Origin of the sequence: Candidatus Pelagibacter sp. HIMB1521, from assembly GCF_052047875.1 — a bacterium.
Lineage (GTDB): Bacteria > Pseudomonadota > Alphaproteobacteria > Pelagibacterales > Pelagibacteraceae > Pelagibacter.
This window is the reverse complement of sequence record NZ_JBNAIZ010000003.1, coordinates 38,320-55,129: the sequence shown is the minus strand read 5'-3', so window position 1 is coordinate 55,129 and position 16,810 is coordinate 38,320. Positions and strand designations below refer to the sequence as shown.

Sequence of the window (16,810 nt, the reverse complement as noted above, 5' to 3'; positions counted from 1 at the left end):
TTTGATTAAACTAAGGCTTTGCCTTTTCCTTTTATTTTATTCTCTTCTTGATCGTTTGGTCCTAAGATCATTTGATTATGAGGTTTACCTGAAGGTATCATTGGGAAACAGTTTTCATTTGGATCCACATGACAATCAAAAATAACAGGACCATTATGGTCAACCATTTCTTGAATTTTTTCATCTAGCTCTAATGGGTTATCAGCCTTAATTCCTTTACAGCCATAAGCATCAGCCATTTTCATAAAATCTGGTAATGCTTCTGAATAACTTTCAGAATAATTCTTTTCATGAAGCAGCTCTTGCCACTGTCTTACCATTCCCATGTATTGGTTGTTCAAAATAAATATTTTTATTGGCAAATTGTATTGAACAGCCGTGGACATCTCTTGCATTGTCATTAAAACTGATGCCTCTCCTGCAATATCAATAACTAATTTTTCTGGATGAGCTACTTGAACTCCAACAGCTGCTGGTAATCCATAACCCATAGTTCCTAATCCACCTGAAGTCATCCATCTATTGGGTTTGTTAAATTTATAATGTTGAGCAGCCCACATTTGATGCTGACCTACTTCTGTTGTTACATAAGTATCTTTATTTTTTGTTAACTCATAAAGTCTTTGAACAGCATGTTGAGGTTTTATGCTATCTTCACTATTAATAAAGTTTAAAGAGTCTTTATTTCTCCATTTTTGAATTTGTTCCCACCATTTTGCAATATTAGGTTTGTTTGATTTACCATTACCATTTTTCTTTTTAACAATTGTTTTATTTACTTTATTAATTACTTTCGTTACATCGCCTACGATTGCAAGATCTACTTTAATAATTTTATTAATTGATGATGGATCAATATCAATATGAACTTTTTTGGAATAGGGCGAGAACTCATCAATTTTTCCAGTAATACGATCATCAAATCTTGCACCAATATTAATTAATAAATCACAGTCATGCATTGCATTGTTTGCTTCATATGTTCCATGCATTCCTAGCATTCCTAAAAACTGATTATCGTCTCCAGGATAAGCACCTAGGCCTTGCAAAGTTGAAGTAATTGGAAATCCTGTTAGTTCAACAAATTTTCTAAGAGCTTCACTTGCTTTTGGTCCTGAATTAATTACGCCTCCACCACTATAAATTATTGGCTTCTTTGCTTTACTAATTAAATTAATTAATTGGTCAATTTCATCAGTTGAAAACTTATTGTGAGATTTGCCATTTAAACTTTTTTCTTTTTTTGGTTTTTTATATTTTGCTTTTGCAAATTGAATATCTTTTGGAATATCAATTAATACAGGACCTGGTCTTCCAGTTGTTGCAACTTTAAATGCTTCATGCATAACGTCAGAAAGGTCGTTGATATCTTTTACTAACCAGTTATGCTTTGTGCATGGTCTTGTAATTCCTGTTGTGTCACATTCTTGAAACGCATCCGTACCAATAAGGTGTGTTGGAACTTGACCCGAAATACAAACCATTGGAACTGAGTCCATGTATGCATCAGTTAAAGCTGTAACGACGTTAGTGGCACCAGGGCCTGAAGTAACTAAAACAACACCAGGTTTTCCAGATGATCTTGCATAACCTTCAGCTGCATGACCTGCACCTTGCTCGTGTCTTACAAGAATATGTTTAATAGATGGATGATTTTTTAACTCATCATATATTGGCAGTACAGCACCACCAGGATAACCAAAGATATGATTTACCTTTTGGTCTTCAAGACACTTAAATACGATTTCAGCTCCAGTTAATAATTTTGGCATTTCGCAATCTAGCTGAAGTTGTACTGATTGGTCAAGGTTAAGTATGGAAAAATTAAATTTTTTTTAAAAAATTATTAATCTCAGACGGCTTAAGCTTAACCCAATCACTCATGTTTCCTCGAGCCCATGTGCTTTGTCTTTTAGCGTATTGTCTAGTTTTTATTGATATTTTTTCTTTGATTTCATCAATTTTTTTTTCTTTTGCTAAATATTCATGAATTTCATTTATTCCAATTGCTTTATATGCAGTCATTTGTTCATTAATTTTTAGTTTTAAAAATCTTTTAACCTCATTCACGGCACCCATTTTAATCATTTTTCCGGTTCTTTGATGAATTCTTTCAACCAACTCATCACGTGGATAATCAATATAAATTTTTAAAAAATCTTCTTCTAAATAGTTTGATTTAGTATTTTTAAACCATTCATGAATAGATTTCTTTGTAAACTTTTTAACTTCAAAAGCTCTTATTGATCTTTGGGTATCCGTTGAATTAATTTTATTTTTTGAAAGAGGATCCAGTTTTAATAATTGCTTGTAAAATTTATTTTGGCCAATTTTTTTATTTAGATTTCTAATTTTATTTCTAAACCTCACTGGAATGTTTGGAATTTTAACCAAACCATCAGTTAATGCTTTGAAGTAAAGCCCAGTTCCTCCTACAAGAATTGGAACTTTTTTTCTATTTTTAACTTCAATTATTTTTTTATTTGCAATTTTAAGCCAATCACCGGTTGAAAAACTTTTCTTTGCATCTTGGAAACCATATAAATGATGTTTTATTGACTGATAATTTTTTGGGCTAGGTCTTGCTGACAAAATTTTAAGTTGCTTATAAACTTGCATACTATCTGCATTAATAATTTCTCCATTAATTTTTTTTGCAAGTTTAATTGCAAAACTTGATTTTCCAGATGCTGTAGGTCCTGAAATTAAAATTATCTTGGATTTCAAATCCATTACTAATCTAATTTAACACCAATATATCTTCGTTGATTTTGATTGTTATAAATTGCAATTAAAATAGTTTTTTGATTTGAGTTTATTGCTTTCTGAGTGATATCTCTTAAATCATCTGCTGATTTAATTTTTTTCTTCTGAGCTTCAATAATAATGCTATTGATCTCGATTGAGTTTACTAAAGGACTGTTATTAGCCATATTGGTAATTACTAATCCTGTAGTTTGGTTTGGTAATTTACGGTTTTTTATATCCTCTTTAGTTAAAGGTCTTACTGATATTCTTAAACTCTCTACAATTTCATCTAAATTATTTTCATCTTGTTTTGGATTTTCACTTACTTTGAAGTCATCAGAGGTTTCTAATCTTCCCAACAAAACCTTTTTAGTTATTTCTTTTTTATTTCTCCAAATTTTTACATCTACATTTTTTCCAACTTCTGTTCTTGCAACAATTGCTGGCAACTCTTTCATTTGCTTAATCTCAACTCCATTAAACTCTAAAATAATATCTCCAGCCTGAATTCCTGCTTTTTCAGAGGGACTATTTTCCGCAACACTTGCAACTAAAGCACCTCTTGGTTTATCTAGTTCTTCAACTTCAGCAATTTCTTTTGTTACATCTTGAATTCTTACACCTAGCCAACCTCTTTTTGTTTCACCAAACTCAATTAATTGTTTAATTACTTGTTGAGCACTATTGGATGGAATTGAAAATCCTATACCAATAGAACCATTTCTTCCTAAGATGGCTGTATTAATTCCAATTACATTTCCTTCCATGTCAAATAAAGGTCCACCTGAATTTCCTGAATTTATTGATGCATCTGTTTGAATAAAATCTTCATATCTTGATAACCCAATAGATCTGTTCCTTGCTGAAATAATTCCAGCAGTTACTGTCCCACCAAGACCAAATGGATTTCCAATTGCTAAAACCCAATCACCAATTCTTGCTTTATCAGAGTCTCCAAAGCCAACTGGTTTAAATTTATCTTCTGTATCTAATTGTAACACTGCTATATCCATCAAAGGATCGGCACCAAGCACTTTTGCTTTATATTCTTGGTCTCCGTTTACTCTAACAATAATATCATCAGCATCCTGAATTACGTGATTATTTGTAACTACTACTCCCTTCTCATCAATAATAAATCCAGAACCCAAAGCTGCTGATTTTCTCTCCTGGGGAGTTCCAAATTCTTTAAACATGTCTTCAAATGGAGAACCTGGAGGGAATTGAAATGGAAAAGAGTTATTGTTTGTAACTACAGTAGTTGATGTAGAAATATTTACCACAGAAGGCATTAATTTTTCTGCAAGGTCTGCAAATGACGCTGGAACAGGCCTAGAGTTTGATTGTAATGAAAAACTTAAAGAAAATATAATTGTTAAAATAATAAATTTTAATTTTTTCATATTAACTTTTAATAAAATAAATAATCACAAAACCTATAACTGCAAAAATAAGTCCACCTGATCTTAATTGACTATCTTTAACAAGTTCAAGTTTTTTAAGGATACTTTTCATTTTTGCTGGAAATAAGGCAAATAAAATTCCCTCTATAAATAAAAAAAGACCAAAAGCTATGACTAGCTCATTCATCTAAAAATTATTGTTTAATATCGGGAGTTGTATTTCCAAAAAATTTAAAAAATTCACTATCTGGAGACAAGATCATTGAGGTTTCACCTGCAGTAAACGCTTTACTATAAGATTGCATTGATCTGTAGAAAGAAAAGAATTCAGGGTCTTGTCCGAAAGCATCTGCAAAGATTTTATTTCTTTCACCATCACCTTCTCCCTTCATAATTTCTGACTGTTTTTGAGCATCAGCTAATATTACAGTCACTTCTTTGTCAGCAGTTGACGTAATTGTTACAGCCATTTCAGCACCTTTTGCTCTAAATTCCTTTGCTTCTCTTTCTCTCTCAGTCTGCATTCTTCTATAAATTGCATCACTGTTTGCTGTAGGAAGATCAGCTCTTTTTATTCTCACATCGACAATATTAATTCCAAAATTTTGAGCTTCATTATTAACGCCGTCTTTAATCAAAGACATTTGTTTTGATCTATCTTGTGATAGCAAGGTTTGTAATTCTTCTTGACCTAAAACATTTCTAATTCTTGAGTTTATAATTGTAGATAATCTTGATCTTGCAACTCTTTCATCTCCAACTGAAATATAAAATTTTAAGGGATCAACTATTTGAAATCTTGCAAACGCATCAACAATCAATCTTTTTTGGTCAGATGCAATTACTTCCTCTGGTGGGGTATCTAAATTTAAAATCCTTTTATCTAAATAAACAACGTTTTGAATAAATGGAATCTTAAAGTTTAAGCCTGGTTTCATTATAATTCTTTTTGGATCACCAAATTGAAGAATTATCGCTTGATTAACTTCTTTGACTATAATTACTGATAGGAACGCTACAACACCAATCAAAACCAATATTCCAGCTACTATTTTCCCAGCTTTCATTTAATTTGTCTCTTTCTTTTTAAGCTCTGGCAATGGTAGATATGGCACAACACCTGAACCAGACTCTTTATCTATGATAATTTTATTTATATCTGCTAAAACCGTTTCCATTGTCTCTAAAAACATTCTTTCTTGTGTAACTTGTTTTGCTTTAGCATACTCATTGTAAATTGCTAAAAATCTACTGGCTTCACCTTCAGCTTTAGCAACAACCTCTTTTTTATAAGCTTCTGCCGCTTGTAAAATTTTCTGCGCTTCCCCTCTTGCTCTTGGGATCACATCGTTTGCATAAGCTTCAGCTTCGTTTTTAGATCTTTCCATATCCGCTCTTGCAGCCTGAACATCTCTAAATGCATCAATTACTTGATCAGGTGGATCAGCTTTTTGAGTTTGTACCTGAGTAATTTGTACTCCACTTTCATAATCATCTAAAATGCTTTGAATAATTTCTTGAGTTTCAATCTCAATACTTGATCTACCTTCTGTTAATATTGGTTGAATATCACTTTTAGCAATTACTTCTCTCATTGCTGTTTCTGCGGCTGCTTTAACAGTTCCTACAGGGTCCTGAATTTTAAACAAAAAATTACCAGCATCTTTGATAACCCAAAATACCGAAAAATCGATATTTACAATGTTTTCATCACCTGTAAGCATTAAACTTTCTTGAGGAACATCTGCAACTCCTCCACCTGTAGAAAAACCACTATCTCTTTCAGACCTAAATCCAATATCGATTCTATTTACTTTAGTTACTTTTGGAGTTTGAACAGTCTCAACTGGAAAAGGAATATGATAGTTCAATCCAGGTTGAGTAGTTTTAACAAATTTTCCAAATCTTAGAACAACCCCTTGTTCATCAGGTAATACTCTATAAAGCCCACTTGCAAGCCATACAAAGGCTAAGACTAATAAAATTAATCCAATAGACTTTCCACCTGAAGATTTTCCACCAGGTAAAAACTTTCTTATTTTATCTTGAAACTCTCTTATGATTTCATCTACGTTTGGTGGTGTTGGTCCTCTTCCTGAACCATTACCTCCGCTACCACCTCCTGGAGGTGTTCCCCATGGGCTTCCGCCTCTTCCTCTGAAATCATCTGACATATGTCAAAGTATATAGTGTCTTTATGGCAAAAAACAAGTAAGGATAGTTTTATGCCAGATAAAAAGACAGAACTAAGTGACGCAATGAAAAGGAAGGTGGAGCCTAGAGTTTTTACAAAAAATCCAATTCTAGGAACTAAGTTTACTATTGCAATCTCAAGTGCAAAAGGCGGTGTAGGTAAATCTACATTTGCAACGAATCTTGCCTTGGCTTTAAAAAAAGTTGGATGCAAAGTTGGATTGTTAGATGCTGATATTTATGGCCCTTCAGTTCCAAAAATGTTTGATATTAATGAAAAGCCAAAAAGTGACGGTCAAAAATTAGACCCCATAACAAAATATGACATCCAATGTATGTCAATTGGATTTTTAGCGGATCAGCAAACTCCGATGATTTGGCGTGGTCCAATGGTGACGAGTGCAATTAAAACTTTTACTCAGAAGGTTAATTGGAAAGATTTAGATTTTATAATTGTTGACATGCCTCCAGGAACTGGTGACACTCAATTAACTTTTTCACAAGAAATTAAAATGGATGGTGCAATCATAGTATCAACTCCACAAGAAGTTGCTCTATTGGATGTAAAAAGAGGAATTAAAATGTTTGATAAGCTTGGAGTTAAAATTTTAGGATTAGTTGATAACATGAGTTTTTTTGTTGGAGATGATGGAAAGAAGTACAAAATTTTTGGAGAAGGCGGAGTAAAAAAAACAGCAGAAGAATTTCAAAAAGATTTTTTAGGTGAAATACCAATAAATCCTGATGTTGGAAATTCTGGTGATCAAGGAAAACCAATAGTCGAGTCAAACCCAGACCATGAAATTTCAAAAATATATCTAGATTTTGCTGAGAAGATTAAATCAACTTATCTTTAAGATCAAAAGCATCCATTAATTCATTCCATTCTCTTTTAGATAGACCTGAGCTTTCAACATCTACATTTTCACCTTTAATAAGTTTTTGAATTATAACTTTTCCCTTAGCAGAAACCTCTGTTCCTCCTACTCTGTAATCCATAAATGCATCATAAGTTATCGGTACCCATTTTTTAACTGTATCTAACATTATGTCTGCATAAACTCTAATTTCATACTGAGCGTGGCTATCAGCTCTTAACCTTAAAAAGTTCATTAAATTTAATAAATCAGTTTTCCAATACCACTGGGTATAAGTATTTAATGTTAGGTTCATTCTTGCAAGTTCTCTTGCTAATCCTTTTTTATTCTCATCAATTGTTGAACCATCATATCTTTCATTAAGCATTGTTTCATAATTATCATAAGTTCTCTCTGCATCGCTTTTTAAAAGTTGTAATACTTCTTCTGCTTGTTTTCCTTCAAGGACATCTCCTCTTCCTTGTCTGTTGCTAGTCGATTGCGCTGCTAAATTTTCTTTAGTTGGTAAATAAAATTCTTTATCTAGAATTGAATATCTTGCAGAGTATTCATTTACGTTGGCAGTTCTATGTCTAATCCACTGCCTTGCAATAAATATTGGAAGTTTAATATGATATTTTATTTCACACATTTCAAATGGCGTGCTGTGCCAATGTCTCATCAAGTATTTTATTAAACCTTTATCTGTTGAAACTTGCTTTGTCCCTTTCCCGTAAGATACTCTCGCTGACTGAACTATAGAGGTGTCATCACCCATATAATCAACTACTCTGACAAATCCGTGATCTAATGCTGGCAGCGCTTCATAGAGTATTTTTTCAAGCTCTGGAGCGGTAACTCTTTTAGTTTGATTGCTTTGGGATTGCTGGTTTTTTATTTCTTCTGATTGTTCTTTTGTTAATTTCATGATTGTTATTGAATCTGTTGTAATTACTTTTATATTAATAATGTTGGATTTCCAACTACGACGATAAACGAATTTCGTAATAACCATTGCGGACGTGGGGGCAGTACCCACCACCTCCACCATTACAACTTACGGGGGTGAACTAGAATCGACGGGTGACTAAAGGCTATTCTTTCGTTCGGGATTGTTCCACCGTAACGGGCTAATTTATAATTGCTAACGAAAGTTACGCACTTGCTGCATAATTAACTTAGTTAATTAAGCACGGGGTCCGGGGCACCTGGCAACAGAACGCCCCTACTTCAAATTGATGATAAATTAATTTTTTTTGAGTATTTTTTTTTAGGTGAATTTTTTATTACTGCTTGTCCACAACGCATAATACCTCTCTTTTTATCAAATGTCATTTTTGGCTCACCATATAAAGTCCAACCATTTGACAAAGCTTCTGTAACACGGTGACAAAATTTTGATGTGTCATCATCTGTAATAAATCTATATCCCTTCATAAAATTCTCACTTATTTATCATTTAATTCGGCTTGTGCTGCAGCCAACCTTGCTACAGGAACTCTGTACGGAGAACAAGAAACGTAATTTAGTCCTGCTTTTGAGCAAAATAAAATACTGTTAGGGTCACCCCCATGTTCACCACAAATTCCAAGTTTTATATTTTTATTTTGACTTTTTCCCTTTTCTACAGCTATTTTTATTAAATCTCCAACTCCATCATCTATCGAAATAAATGGATCAATTGAAAAAATTTTATTATCTAAATAATCATTTAAAAATTTTCCACTATCATCTCTGCTTATTCCAAATGTAGTTTGAGTTAAATCATTAGTTCCAAAGCTAAAAAATTCAGCATGTTTTGCAATATCTTTAGCTTTTATAGCCGCTCTAGGAAGCTCAATCATCGTACCAACCATAAATTCAATTTTTAATTTGTGCTCTTTTTGAACTTCACTTGCAATTCTAATTACTAAATCTTTCATAATTTTTATTTCTGCTTCAGTAGACACTAGTGGGATCATAATTTCTGGAAAAGCAGATTTAATTTTTTCTTTTTTGAGCTCCGCTAAAGCTTCAAATATTGCTCTACATTGCATCTCATATATTTCAGGAAAAGAGATTCCAAGTCTACATCCCCTATGACCTAACATGGGATTTTGTTCATGCAATTCATCAATTCTAGATTCTACTTCTTTTACTGGAAGATTAACAATATTTGATACTTCATTAATCTCTTTAGCTGTTCGAGGCAAAAACTCATGAAGAGGTGGATCTAACAGTCTTACAGTAACTGGTAATCCACTCATAATTTTAAATATTTCAATAAAATCCTTTTTTTGATGAGGTAAAAGTTTTTTTAATGCAATTGATCTATCTTCTTTAGTTTTCGATAAAATCATTTCTCTTACTGATAAAATTCTTTCTTCATCAAAAAACATGTGCTCTGTTCTGCAAAGACCAATTCCCTCGGCTCCAAAATCTTTTGCTGTTTTAGTATCCTTAGGTGTTTCAGAATTTGTTCTTATATTTAATTTTCTAAAACTATCTGCCCAAGTCATTATTTTGGAAAAATCTCCAGATATCTCAGGTTTAACTGTTGCCACACTACCTGATATGATTCTACCAGTTGATCCATCTATAGTAATAACGTCCCCTTCTTTAATTTCCATTGAAGATGTTTTAAATGTCTTCGTCTCATAATTAATGTCAATTTCACTTGAACCAGATACGCATGGTCTTCCCATTCCCCTTGCAACTACTGCAGCATGACTCGTCATTCCTCCTCTAGCAGTCAAAATTCCTTTTGCAGCATGCATTCCTTGTATATCTTCAGGTGACGTTTCTACTCTTACTAAGATAGTATCTTGCATCATCGAAGTTAATCTTTCAGCTTCCTCTGAAGTAAATACCACTTTTCCACTTGCTGCTCCTGGCGAAGCAGGTAAACCATTTGCTATCACATTGATTGTGCTCTTTTCATCAAGTGTAGGATGCAAAAGTGTATCTAAAGAATTTGGATCAATTCTTAATACCGCTTCTTTTTTTGATATTAATTTTTCCTTAACCATATCAACTGCAATCTTTACCGCAGATTTTGCAGTTCTTTTTCCTGATCTAGTTTGAAGCATCCACAGTTTATTATTCTCAACCGTAAATTCTACATCTTGCATATCTTTGTAATGTTTTTCCAATTTTTTTAAAATTTTTTTTAATTCATTGAAAACTTTTGGCAAAGACTCTTCCATTGACAGTTCTTCAACTTTAGCATTTTTTCTTGCCTTCTTAGTTATGTATTGAGGTGTTCTTGTACCAGCAACAACATCCTCTCCTTGTGCATTAATTAAGTACTCACCATATATTTCATTTGATCCATCTGATGGATTTCTTGTAAATACAACTCCGGTAGCACAATCATCACCCATATTACCAAAAACCATTGATTGAACGTTGACTGCTGTTCCCCATTCTGCTGGTATTTGATTTAACTTTCTATAGACTTTTGCTCTATTACTTTCCCATGATAAAAATACAGCGCTAATTGCTCCAAATAGTTGTTGATACACATCTTGAGGAAATTCTTTTTTTGTTTTTTCTTTTACTGTTCTTTTAAAATCTTCGATTAAACCATCCCAATCATTTTCATCTAAGTCTGTATCTAACAAAACACCTTTTGTTAATTTATAATTTTCAATTAACTCTTCAAAATGATAGCTCTCTACACCCATCACAACGTTTCCATACATTTGTATAAATCGTCTGTAACTATCTTTGGCAAATCGCCCATTAGAAGTTTTCAAAGCTAACGCCTTTACTGTTTTATCGTTTAAACCTAAATTGAGAATTGTATCCATCATTCCTGGCATAGATACTCTAGCACCCGATCTGACAGATAATAACAAAGGATTTTTTAGGTCTCCAAATTTTTTAGAAACATCTTTTTCAATAATTTTTAATTCTTTTTTAATTTGAGAAATTAAATTGTTATTTAATTTTTTCTTATCTTTATAAAAAATCTCACAGACTTTAGTAGATATTGTAAAACCAGGAGGAACTGGCAACCCCATCCTCCCCATTTCAGAAAGGTTAGCACCTTTCCCGCCTAAAAAATTTTTTGGATTTTTAATACTTTTAGATTGTTTCGAATTAAAGTTTAATATGAGTTTCTTCATTAGCTAGACTCGATTAAAGAAAAATTAACGTAATTGTCGAATGTTTTACACATCATTTGAATTAGTTCTAGCCTATTTTTCTTAATTACCATATCATCTTCATTCACTATTACATTATCAAAAAAATCAAATACCTCTCTTTTAATGCTTGCTAAATTGTCCAATGTTTGAACAAAATTTTCATCATTATTAATACTAGAAAAATATTTCCTCAATTCATTAATTTTTTTAAATAAATTTTTTTCAAGCTCAGTTTTAAAAATACCAGGGTCGGTTGTATTAGATAATTCGATTTTATCTTTTTTAAGCTCACTCTCTAAAATATTAGATGCTCTTTTATAGCTTGAAATAATATCAATTCCGTTTTGTTTATTTATTATTTTATTTAAATTTTTTGCTTTATTAAAAATAATTACAGATTGATCTAAGTTAGAAGAACTTATTGAAGCTTGTATTATATCGTTTCGGATATTTTCCTCCTTCATATAATATTTCAATCTCTCTAATAGAAAATCTAGTAATTCTTTTTGCAAAGATTTATTCTCAAATTCAAATCCTTGATCATGATACAAACTTGAAGAATAATTTATTAAATCTCTAATTTTAAAATCTTTTTTATTTTCTATCATAATTCTAACAATCCCTAATGCTAATCTTCTTAAGGCAAAAGGATCCTTGGAACTTGTTGGTTTTTGGTTTACACCAAAAAATCCAACTAAAGTATCAATCTTGTCAGCTAAGGATAAAGCAATGCTGTAAGGTTTTTTTGGAATTTTTGTTCCAGATCCAATGGGTAAATATTGCTCGCTAACAGCAAATGATATTTCTTTATCAAAACCTTGCGCATTTGCAAAATAACCTCCCATAATTCCCTGAAGTTCTGGAAATTCACCAACCATTTCAGATAACAAGTCTACTTTGCTTATCGATGCTGATAATTCTACTTTTTCTTTGCTAATTAATAACTCATCAGAAATAATAGCACCAAGCTTTCTCATTCTTTGAGCTTTATCAAAATAATTTCCAAGACCTTTGAAATAATTCATTAATTTTAAATCAGAAATTTTTTTGACCATGTTTTGAGCCTTATCTTTCTGCCAGAAAAATTCTGCATCACTTAATCTTGCTTCAACTACTCTTTCATTTCCTAATTTAATTAATCCTTTTTTATCTTTATTGTTTGCTACTACCAAAAATTGATTTGTAATGTTTCCTTTTTTATCAAAAGTAGGAAAATACTTTTGATGGTGTTGCATGGTTAATATTAAAATCTCTTTAGGTATATTTAAAAATTTTTTATCAAATTCACAAAAAATTACGTTTGGTTGGTCAGTTAAATCGACTACTTCCTGAAGAAGCTTTGGATTACTGTCAATATTAATATTTCTTTTTTTTAAAATAATGTCGAATTTTTTTTCTATTAAGTCTTTTCTCTCAGTGTGATCGATAAGTATATCCATTTTTTTAAAAAAATTTTTATAAGATTTAAAGTCTGAAAATAGCTTTTTCTTTTCTTCAAATTCTTGATCTATAAATGTCGAATTAGATGAAATGAAATGATGAAATTTAAAATTTAGTTTTTTTTTATCAAAGATGGATAAGACAGATTTTAATGGCCTACCCCATAATAGTTCATAATTTGACCATTTCATTGACTTTTTCCATTGAATTTTATTCAGTATTTGAGGTATGGCTCCTTCTAATAATGTATGAGTATCTAATTTTTTTGATCTAGTTTTATAAAAATAGAATTCACCTTTATCTGTTTTTTTTATAAACAATTCTTTTTTTGAAACACCATTTGATCTCACAAATCCCTCCAACGCAGCATCTGGAGACTTTGTACTCGGACCTTTTATTTCCTCAGATTTTAAAACTATCTTCTTTTCAACTCCCTCAAACAAAATTAATAACCTATTGGGTGTTGAGTAAGACGAACTTTTTTTAAATTTAATTGATTTTTCTAAAAAAAATTCATTAAAACTTTTTAGTAAATTTTCTCTTAAGTTTTTTTGTAAATTTGAAGGTATTTCCTCACTAAACAATTCTAAGAAAAATTCAGACATTATTTTTGACTATCTAACCAAATACTAGCAGCTGATTTTGTAATATCTCTTATTCTTGCAATATATCCTGCTCTTTGAGCAACGCTAATTGCTCCACGTGCATCTAATATATTAAATACATGACTTGCTTTTAAACATTGATCATAAGCTGGTAGTGAAATTTTTTTTTCAACTAACGACTTTGCTTCCAACTCGTGCATATCAAACATTTTAAAAAGTGACTCTACATTTGCATGTTCAAAATTATATGCCGAAAATTCTCTTTCAGCTTGATGAAATACTTCTTTATATTTTACACCATCATCATTCCATAACAGATCGTAGACATTTTTTTGCTGCTGAATAAACATGCATATTCTTTCTAATCCATATGTAATTTCTACAGAAACAGGTTTGCACTCAAATCCTGCCATCTGTTGAAAATAAGTAAATTGAGTAATTTCCATACCATCACACCATACTTCCCAACCAAGACCAGCAGCACCCAATGTTGGACTTTCCCAGTCGTCTTCTACAAATCTAATGTCATGATCCGAATGATCAATTCCTATAGATGATAAACTATTGAGGTAAAGTTTTTTAATATTTTCAGGCGAAGGTTTTATAAGAACTTGAAATTGATAATAATGCTGAAGTCTATTTGGATTATCTCCATACCTTCCATCTGTGGGTCTTCTTGATGGCTGCACATATGCTGTCTTCCAAGGTTTAGCCCCTAATGACCTCAATGTCGTTGCTGGATGAAATGTGCCTGCTCCTACTTCCATGTCATAAGGTTGGAGAACTACACATCCTTTTTTACTCCAAAACTTTTGAAGATTTAAAATTGTATCTTGAAATGTAAGAATTTTCTCTTTTGATTTAGAAACCATATCTTTGCCAGATTGATCTTTCATCTAAAATATTTGCAAATTGGTCAATATGATTTGAAGATGAAAGTTTTTGACTTAACCACCCTTTTGTTTTTTCAAATTTTTTAATTACAACATCTTCACCATACTTTTCTTTTAAGATTTCATGCGCATCTCCTATGCCATCTATTAATCCTAATTTCTTAGCTCTTGAACCTGACCAAAATTCACCAGAAAATAATTCTACTTCTGTTTTATTTAATTTTGCTCCACGACTTTTTTCAACAACATTTATGAAATCTTGGTGTAAATCTAATTGAATATTTTTAAGTCTTTGAATATCTTCTTCCTTTTCTTCCATAAAAGGATCTAGTGTGCTCTTGTTCTTTCCAGCTGTATGAACCCTTCTCTCAACACCTATTTTCTTAATTAGTTCAGTAAAACCAAATGATGAATATATAACCCCTATAGACCCAATAATTGAACTTGAATTTGCATAAATTTCATCTCCAGCACATGAGATAAGATATCCCCCAGATGCAGCAACATCTTCTGCAAAAAAAATAACTTTCTTATTACTTTTTTTAGCTTGCTGACGAATAAAACTATAAATTAAATGTGACTGTACAGGTGAACCTCCTGGAGAATTGATTGATATTGCTACTGCAGCAGCTTTTTTTAGTGAAAAAGCTTTTTTAATAATTTCTTCCTGTCCTGCAAAATCAATACCTTGCTTAAATTTACCAGCATTACCAATGACGCCATTTAATTTAATATGTGAAACAATTTTTTTCTTTTTTAAAAAGGAGAACATATTTATCTCTTACAGAATATTTAGTTGATTATAAAGACTACTTATAATTGAAGAAATAGGTGCGTCAAATGATAAGTAATAAATATAGCTTATTTATATTAATTTAAAATTAATATGGGAACTGTAGTACAGCTTAAAAACCAGATAAATAATTCATATTTCCAATTGAAGGATTCTGTTGAAGAAAAACTAGCTTTGACTGAAGAAAGAATAAAATCCAAATTAACTAGTGATGTTCAATTAGTTCAAAAAATGACTAATTATCATATAGAGACTGGTGGCAAAAGACTAAGGGCTTTATTAACATTAGGAAGCGCTAAGTTATGTGGTTACTCAAAAGGTTCAAGAGACGTAAATTTAGCAGCTTGTGTAGAACTTATTCACAGTGCAACTTTGATGCATGATGATGTTATCGATGAAGGTGAGATTAGAAGAGGTAAAGAAACTTTAAATAAAATTTGGAGCAATCATTCCTCGGTTTTGATTGGAGATTATCTCTTAAGTAGATGTTTTGAGATGATGGTTGAAGATGGAAACTTAGAGGTATTAAAATTATTATCATCAACTTCATCTAAAATTGCCCAGGGAGAAGTATTACAACTACAACATAATAATGAAGTTGATATGCTTGAAGAAACATATCTAAAAATTATTTCTGCCAAAACTGCAGAACTATTTGCTGCTTCAACAAAAGTAGGTGCAATTTTAGCTGAAGTAGAAAATAAAGAAAAGGATGCGCTAGAATTTTATGGAAGGAATTTAGGGTTAACTTTTCAAATTGCAGATGACACATTAGATTATAATTCTGAATTAAAGTTGTTTGGAAAAAAAATAGGAAAAGATTTTTTTGAAGGAAAAGTGACTTTACCAGTAATCTTGCTTTACCAAAAATTAGAAAACAATGAAAAAAATAAGCTAAAAGAAGTATTTAATAAAAAAGAAAGAACAAAAGAAGATTTTAATAATATTATATCTTTGATTAATAAATATAAGATTATAAATGAGTGCTACCAAAAAGCTCAGCACTATATTAACTTAGCATCAAATTCTTTAAGTGTGTTCAGGGATACTAAAGAAAAAGAAATTCTTAAAAAACTTACATCTTTCAGTTTAGCGAGAAATTTTTAAGGACTTAATAAAGCTTTATTCCATAATCCATTCTGGCTTTTTGTATAGAGTAATCTTTCATGAATTCTATTTTCTCCATCTAGCCAAAACTCTATATTTTGTGGATTTAAATTCCACCCAGACCAGTGTTTTGGTCTAGGAACTTTTGTTTCATCAGAATATTTATTTTTATATACCTTAATTGAATTTATCAATTCATCTCTATTTTTTAATTCTTGGCTCTGATTTGATGCCCATGCACCAATTCTACTTTCATATGCTCTGGAAGAATAATATTCATCTGCAACATCATCAGAAACTAATGATACAGTTCCAGTAATTCTGACTTGTCTTAAAAGACTTTTCCAATGAAAACACATTGAAGCGTTAGGATTTTCCTTTAATTCATTACCTTTTCGACTATTTAAATTGGTGTAGAAAACAAATCCATCTTTATTAAAATCCTTAAGGAGCACCATTCTGACGGATGGAACATTATTTTTACTTGAAGTTGCTAACGCAACTGCATTTGGATCATTTGGTTCAGTCTGTTTAGCTTTTTCCATCCATATTTCAAATAACTTAATTGGGTCATCTAAATTTAAAAAGCAGCTGTTTATACCAAGTTGGTTTTTTTCATTCATAATTTAAACAAAATAATC

At 31.4% G+C, this 16,810-nt stretch carries 15 protein-coding genes and 1 other RNA gene; 3 read left to right on the top strand and 13 right to left on the bottom strand.

Going from position 1 to position 16,810, the window contains the following annotated elements:
• Positions 1-5: 5 nt before the first annotated feature.
• Genes ACTTA5_RS01645 through hflK form a run of 6 tightly spaced genes read right to left on the bottom strand, consistent with a single transcriptional unit; the run spans position 6 to position 6,325 of the window.
• The gene (locus tag ACTTA5_RS01645; protein ID WP_440647412.1) at positions 6-1,772 is read right to left on the bottom strand and encodes an acetolactate synthase 3 large subunit; all 1,767 of its coding nucleotides are present in this window, start codon (positions 1,770-1,772) and stop codon (positions 6-8) included.
• Positions 1,773-1,824: 52 nt separating this feature from the next.
• Positions 1,825-2,733 carry a tRNA (adenosine(37)-N6)-dimethylallyltransferase MiaA gene (gene miaA, locus ACTTA5_RS01640; protein WP_440647410.1) on the bottom strand — a complete coding sequence of 303 codons (909 nt, stop codon included), beginning with the start codon at positions 2,731-2,733 and terminating at the stop codon, positions 1,825-1,827.
• 2 nt (positions 2,734-2,735) lie between these two features.
• Positions 2,736-4,151, bottom strand: coding sequence for a Do family serine endopeptidase (locus tag ACTTA5_RS01635; protein ID WP_440634262.1), 1,416 nt, complete (start codon positions 4,149-4,151; stop codon positions 2,736-2,738).
• A 1-nt stretch (position 4,152) separates the two neighbouring features.
• Positions 4,153-4,338, bottom strand: a complete 186-nt coding sequence (locus ACTTA5_RS01630; protein ID WP_440647408.1) for a DUF2065 domain-containing protein — start codon at positions 4,336-4,338, stop codon at positions 4,153-4,155.
• A 7-nt stretch (positions 4,339-4,345) separates the two neighbouring features.
• Positions 4,346-5,218 carry a protease modulator HflC gene (gene hflC / locus ACTTA5_RS01625; protein ID WP_262590310.1) on the bottom strand — a complete coding sequence of 291 codons (873 nt, stop codon included), beginning with the start codon at positions 5,216-5,218 and terminating at the stop codon, positions 4,346-4,348.
• Complete coding sequence (hflK, locus tag ACTTA5_RS01620; protein ID WP_262590309.1) at positions 5,219-6,325, bottom strand: FtsH protease activity modulator HflK; 1,107 nt, start codon at positions 6,323-6,325, stop codon at positions 5,219-5,221.
• A gap of 51 nt (positions 6,326-6,376) precedes the next feature.
• Here hflK and ACTTA5_RS01615 point away from each other — a divergent pair, with 51 nt between their 5' ends.
• Complete coding sequence (locus tag ACTTA5_RS01615; protein ID WP_440647406.1) at positions 6,377-7,201, top strand: Mrp/NBP35 family ATP-binding protein; 825 nt, start codon at positions 6,377-6,379, stop codon at positions 7,199-7,201.
• On the opposite strand, the gene thyX is transcribed toward ACTTA5_RS01615, so the two are convergent.
• Positions 7,182-8,129, bottom strand: a complete 948-nt coding sequence (thyX, locus tag ACTTA5_RS01610; RefSeq protein ID WP_440647404.1) for an FAD-dependent thymidylate synthase — start codon at positions 8,127-8,129, stop codon at positions 7,182-7,184. The two genes, ACTTA5_RS01615 and thyX, sit on opposite strands and share 20 nt — an antisense overlap.
• A gap of 4 nt (positions 8,130-8,133) precedes the next feature.
• Between thyX and ssrA the strand changes: the two genes are divergently transcribed.
• Positions 8,134-8,431, top strand: a transfer-messenger RNA (tmRNA) gene (ssrA, locus tag ACTTA5_RS01605).
• Here the strand turns inward: ssrA and ACTTA5_RS01600 are convergent.
• Genes ACTTA5_RS01600 through ACTTA5_RS01580 form a run of 5 tightly spaced genes read right to left on the bottom strand, consistent with a single transcriptional unit; the run spans position 8,432 to position 15,041 of the window.
• Positions 8,432-8,638, bottom strand: a complete 207-nt coding sequence (locus ACTTA5_RS01600; protein ID WP_440647402.1) for a DUF1737 domain-containing protein — start codon at positions 8,636-8,638, stop codon at positions 8,432-8,434. It lies immediately after the preceding tmRNA gene.
• Positions 8,639-8,649: 11 nt separating this feature from the next.
• Entirely contained in the window at positions 8,650-11,310 is a 2,661-nt protein-coding gene (ppdK, locus tag ACTTA5_RS01595; protein WP_440647400.1) for a pyruvate, phosphate dikinase, read from the bottom strand.
• Positions 11,310-13,376, bottom strand: a complete 2,067-nt coding sequence (gene glyS / locus ACTTA5_RS01590) for a glycine--tRNA ligase subunit beta (RefSeq protein ID WP_440647398.1) — start codon at positions 13,374-13,376, stop codon at positions 11,310-11,312. Before glyS ends, ppdK begins: the two co-directional genes overlap by 1 nt.
• A complete protein-coding gene (locus ACTTA5_RS01585; protein WP_440618083.1) occupies positions 13,376-14,272 on the bottom strand; it encodes a glycine--tRNA ligase subunit alpha in 897 nt (298 codons plus the stop codon). Before ACTTA5_RS01585 ends, glyS begins: the two co-directional genes overlap by 1 nt.
• Positions 14,238-15,041 carry a S49 family peptidase gene (locus ACTTA5_RS01580; protein ID WP_440634243.1) on the bottom strand — a complete coding sequence of 268 codons (804 nt, stop codon included), beginning with the start codon at positions 15,039-15,041 and terminating at the stop codon, positions 14,238-14,240. Before ACTTA5_RS01580 ends, ACTTA5_RS01585 begins: the two co-directional genes overlap by 35 nt.
• A 114-nt stretch (positions 15,042-15,155) precedes the next feature.
• Here ACTTA5_RS01580 and ACTTA5_RS01575 point away from each other — a divergent pair, with 114 nt between their 5' ends.
• Positions 15,156-16,169, top strand: a complete 1,014-nt coding sequence (locus ACTTA5_RS01575) for a polyprenyl synthetase family protein (protein WP_440647396.1) — start codon at positions 15,156-15,158, stop codon at positions 16,167-16,169.
• Here ACTTA5_RS01575 and pdxH read toward each other — a convergent pair.
• Positions 16,166-16,792, bottom strand: coding sequence for a pyridoxamine 5'-phosphate oxidase (pdxH, locus tag ACTTA5_RS01570; protein ID WP_262590300.1), 627 nt, complete (start codon positions 16,790-16,792; stop codon positions 16,166-16,168). The genes ACTTA5_RS01575 and pdxH overlap by 4 nt on opposite strands.
• Positions 16,793-16,810 lie beyond the last annotated feature (18 nt).

Excerpts from the sequence above, each read along its gene's own strand:
- pdxH (WP_262590300.1), bottom strand. The coding sequence starts at position 16,792 with ATGAATGAAAAAAACCAACTTGGTATAAACAGCTGCTTTTTAAATTTA.
- ppdK (WP_440647400.1), bottom strand. The coding sequence starts at position 11,310 with ATGAAGAAACTCATATTAAACTTTAATTCGAAACAATCTAAAAGTATT.
- hflC (WP_262590310.1), bottom strand. The coding sequence starts at position 5,218 with ATGAAAGCTGGGAAAATAGTAGCTGGAATATTGGTTTTGATTGGTGTT.
- ACTTA5_RS01645 (WP_440647412.1), bottom strand. The coding sequence starts at position 1,772 with ATGCCAAAATTATTAACTGGAGCTGAAATCGTATTTAAGTGTCTTGAA.
- glyS (WP_440647398.1), bottom strand. The coding sequence starts at position 13,376 with ATGTCTGAATTTTTCTTAGAATTGTTTAGTGAGGAAATACCTTCAAAT.
- miaA (WP_440647410.1), bottom strand. The coding sequence starts at position 2,733 with ATGGATTTGAAATCCAAGATAATTTTAATTTCAGGACCTACAGCATCT.
- ACTTA5_RS01575 (WP_440647396.1), top strand. The coding sequence starts at position 15,156 with ATGGGAACTGTAGTACAGCTTAAAAACCAGATAAATAATTCATATTTC.
- hflK (WP_262590309.1), bottom strand. The coding sequence starts at position 6,325 with ATGTCAGATGATTTCAGAGGAAGAGGCGGAAGCCCATGGGGAACACCT.
- ACTTA5_RS01600 (WP_440647402.1), bottom strand. The coding sequence starts at position 8,638 with ATGAAGGGATATAGATTTATTACAGATGATGACACATCAAAATTTTGT.
- ACTTA5_RS01580 (WP_440634243.1), bottom strand. The coding sequence starts at position 15,041 with ATGTTCTCCTTTTTAAAAAAGAAAAAAATTGTTTCACATATTAAATTA.
- ACTTA5_RS01635 (WP_440634262.1), bottom strand. The coding sequence starts at position 4,151 with ATGAAAAAATTAAAATTTATTATTTTAACAATTATATTTTCTTTAAGT.
- thyX (WP_440647404.1), bottom strand. The coding sequence starts at position 8,129 with ATGAAATTAACAAAAGAACAATCAGAAGAAATAAAAAACCAGCAATCC.
- ACTTA5_RS01615 (WP_440647406.1), top strand. The coding sequence starts at position 6,377 with ATGCCAGATAAAAAGACAGAACTAAGTGACGCAATGAAAAGGAAGGTG.
- ACTTA5_RS01630 (WP_440647408.1), bottom strand. The coding sequence starts at position 4,338 with ATGAATGAGCTAGTCATAGCTTTTGGTCTTTTTTTATTTATAGAGGGA.
- ACTTA5_RS01585 (WP_440618083.1), bottom strand. The coding sequence starts at position 14,272 with ATGAAAGATCAATCTGGCAAAGATATGGTTTCTAAATCAAAAGAGAAA.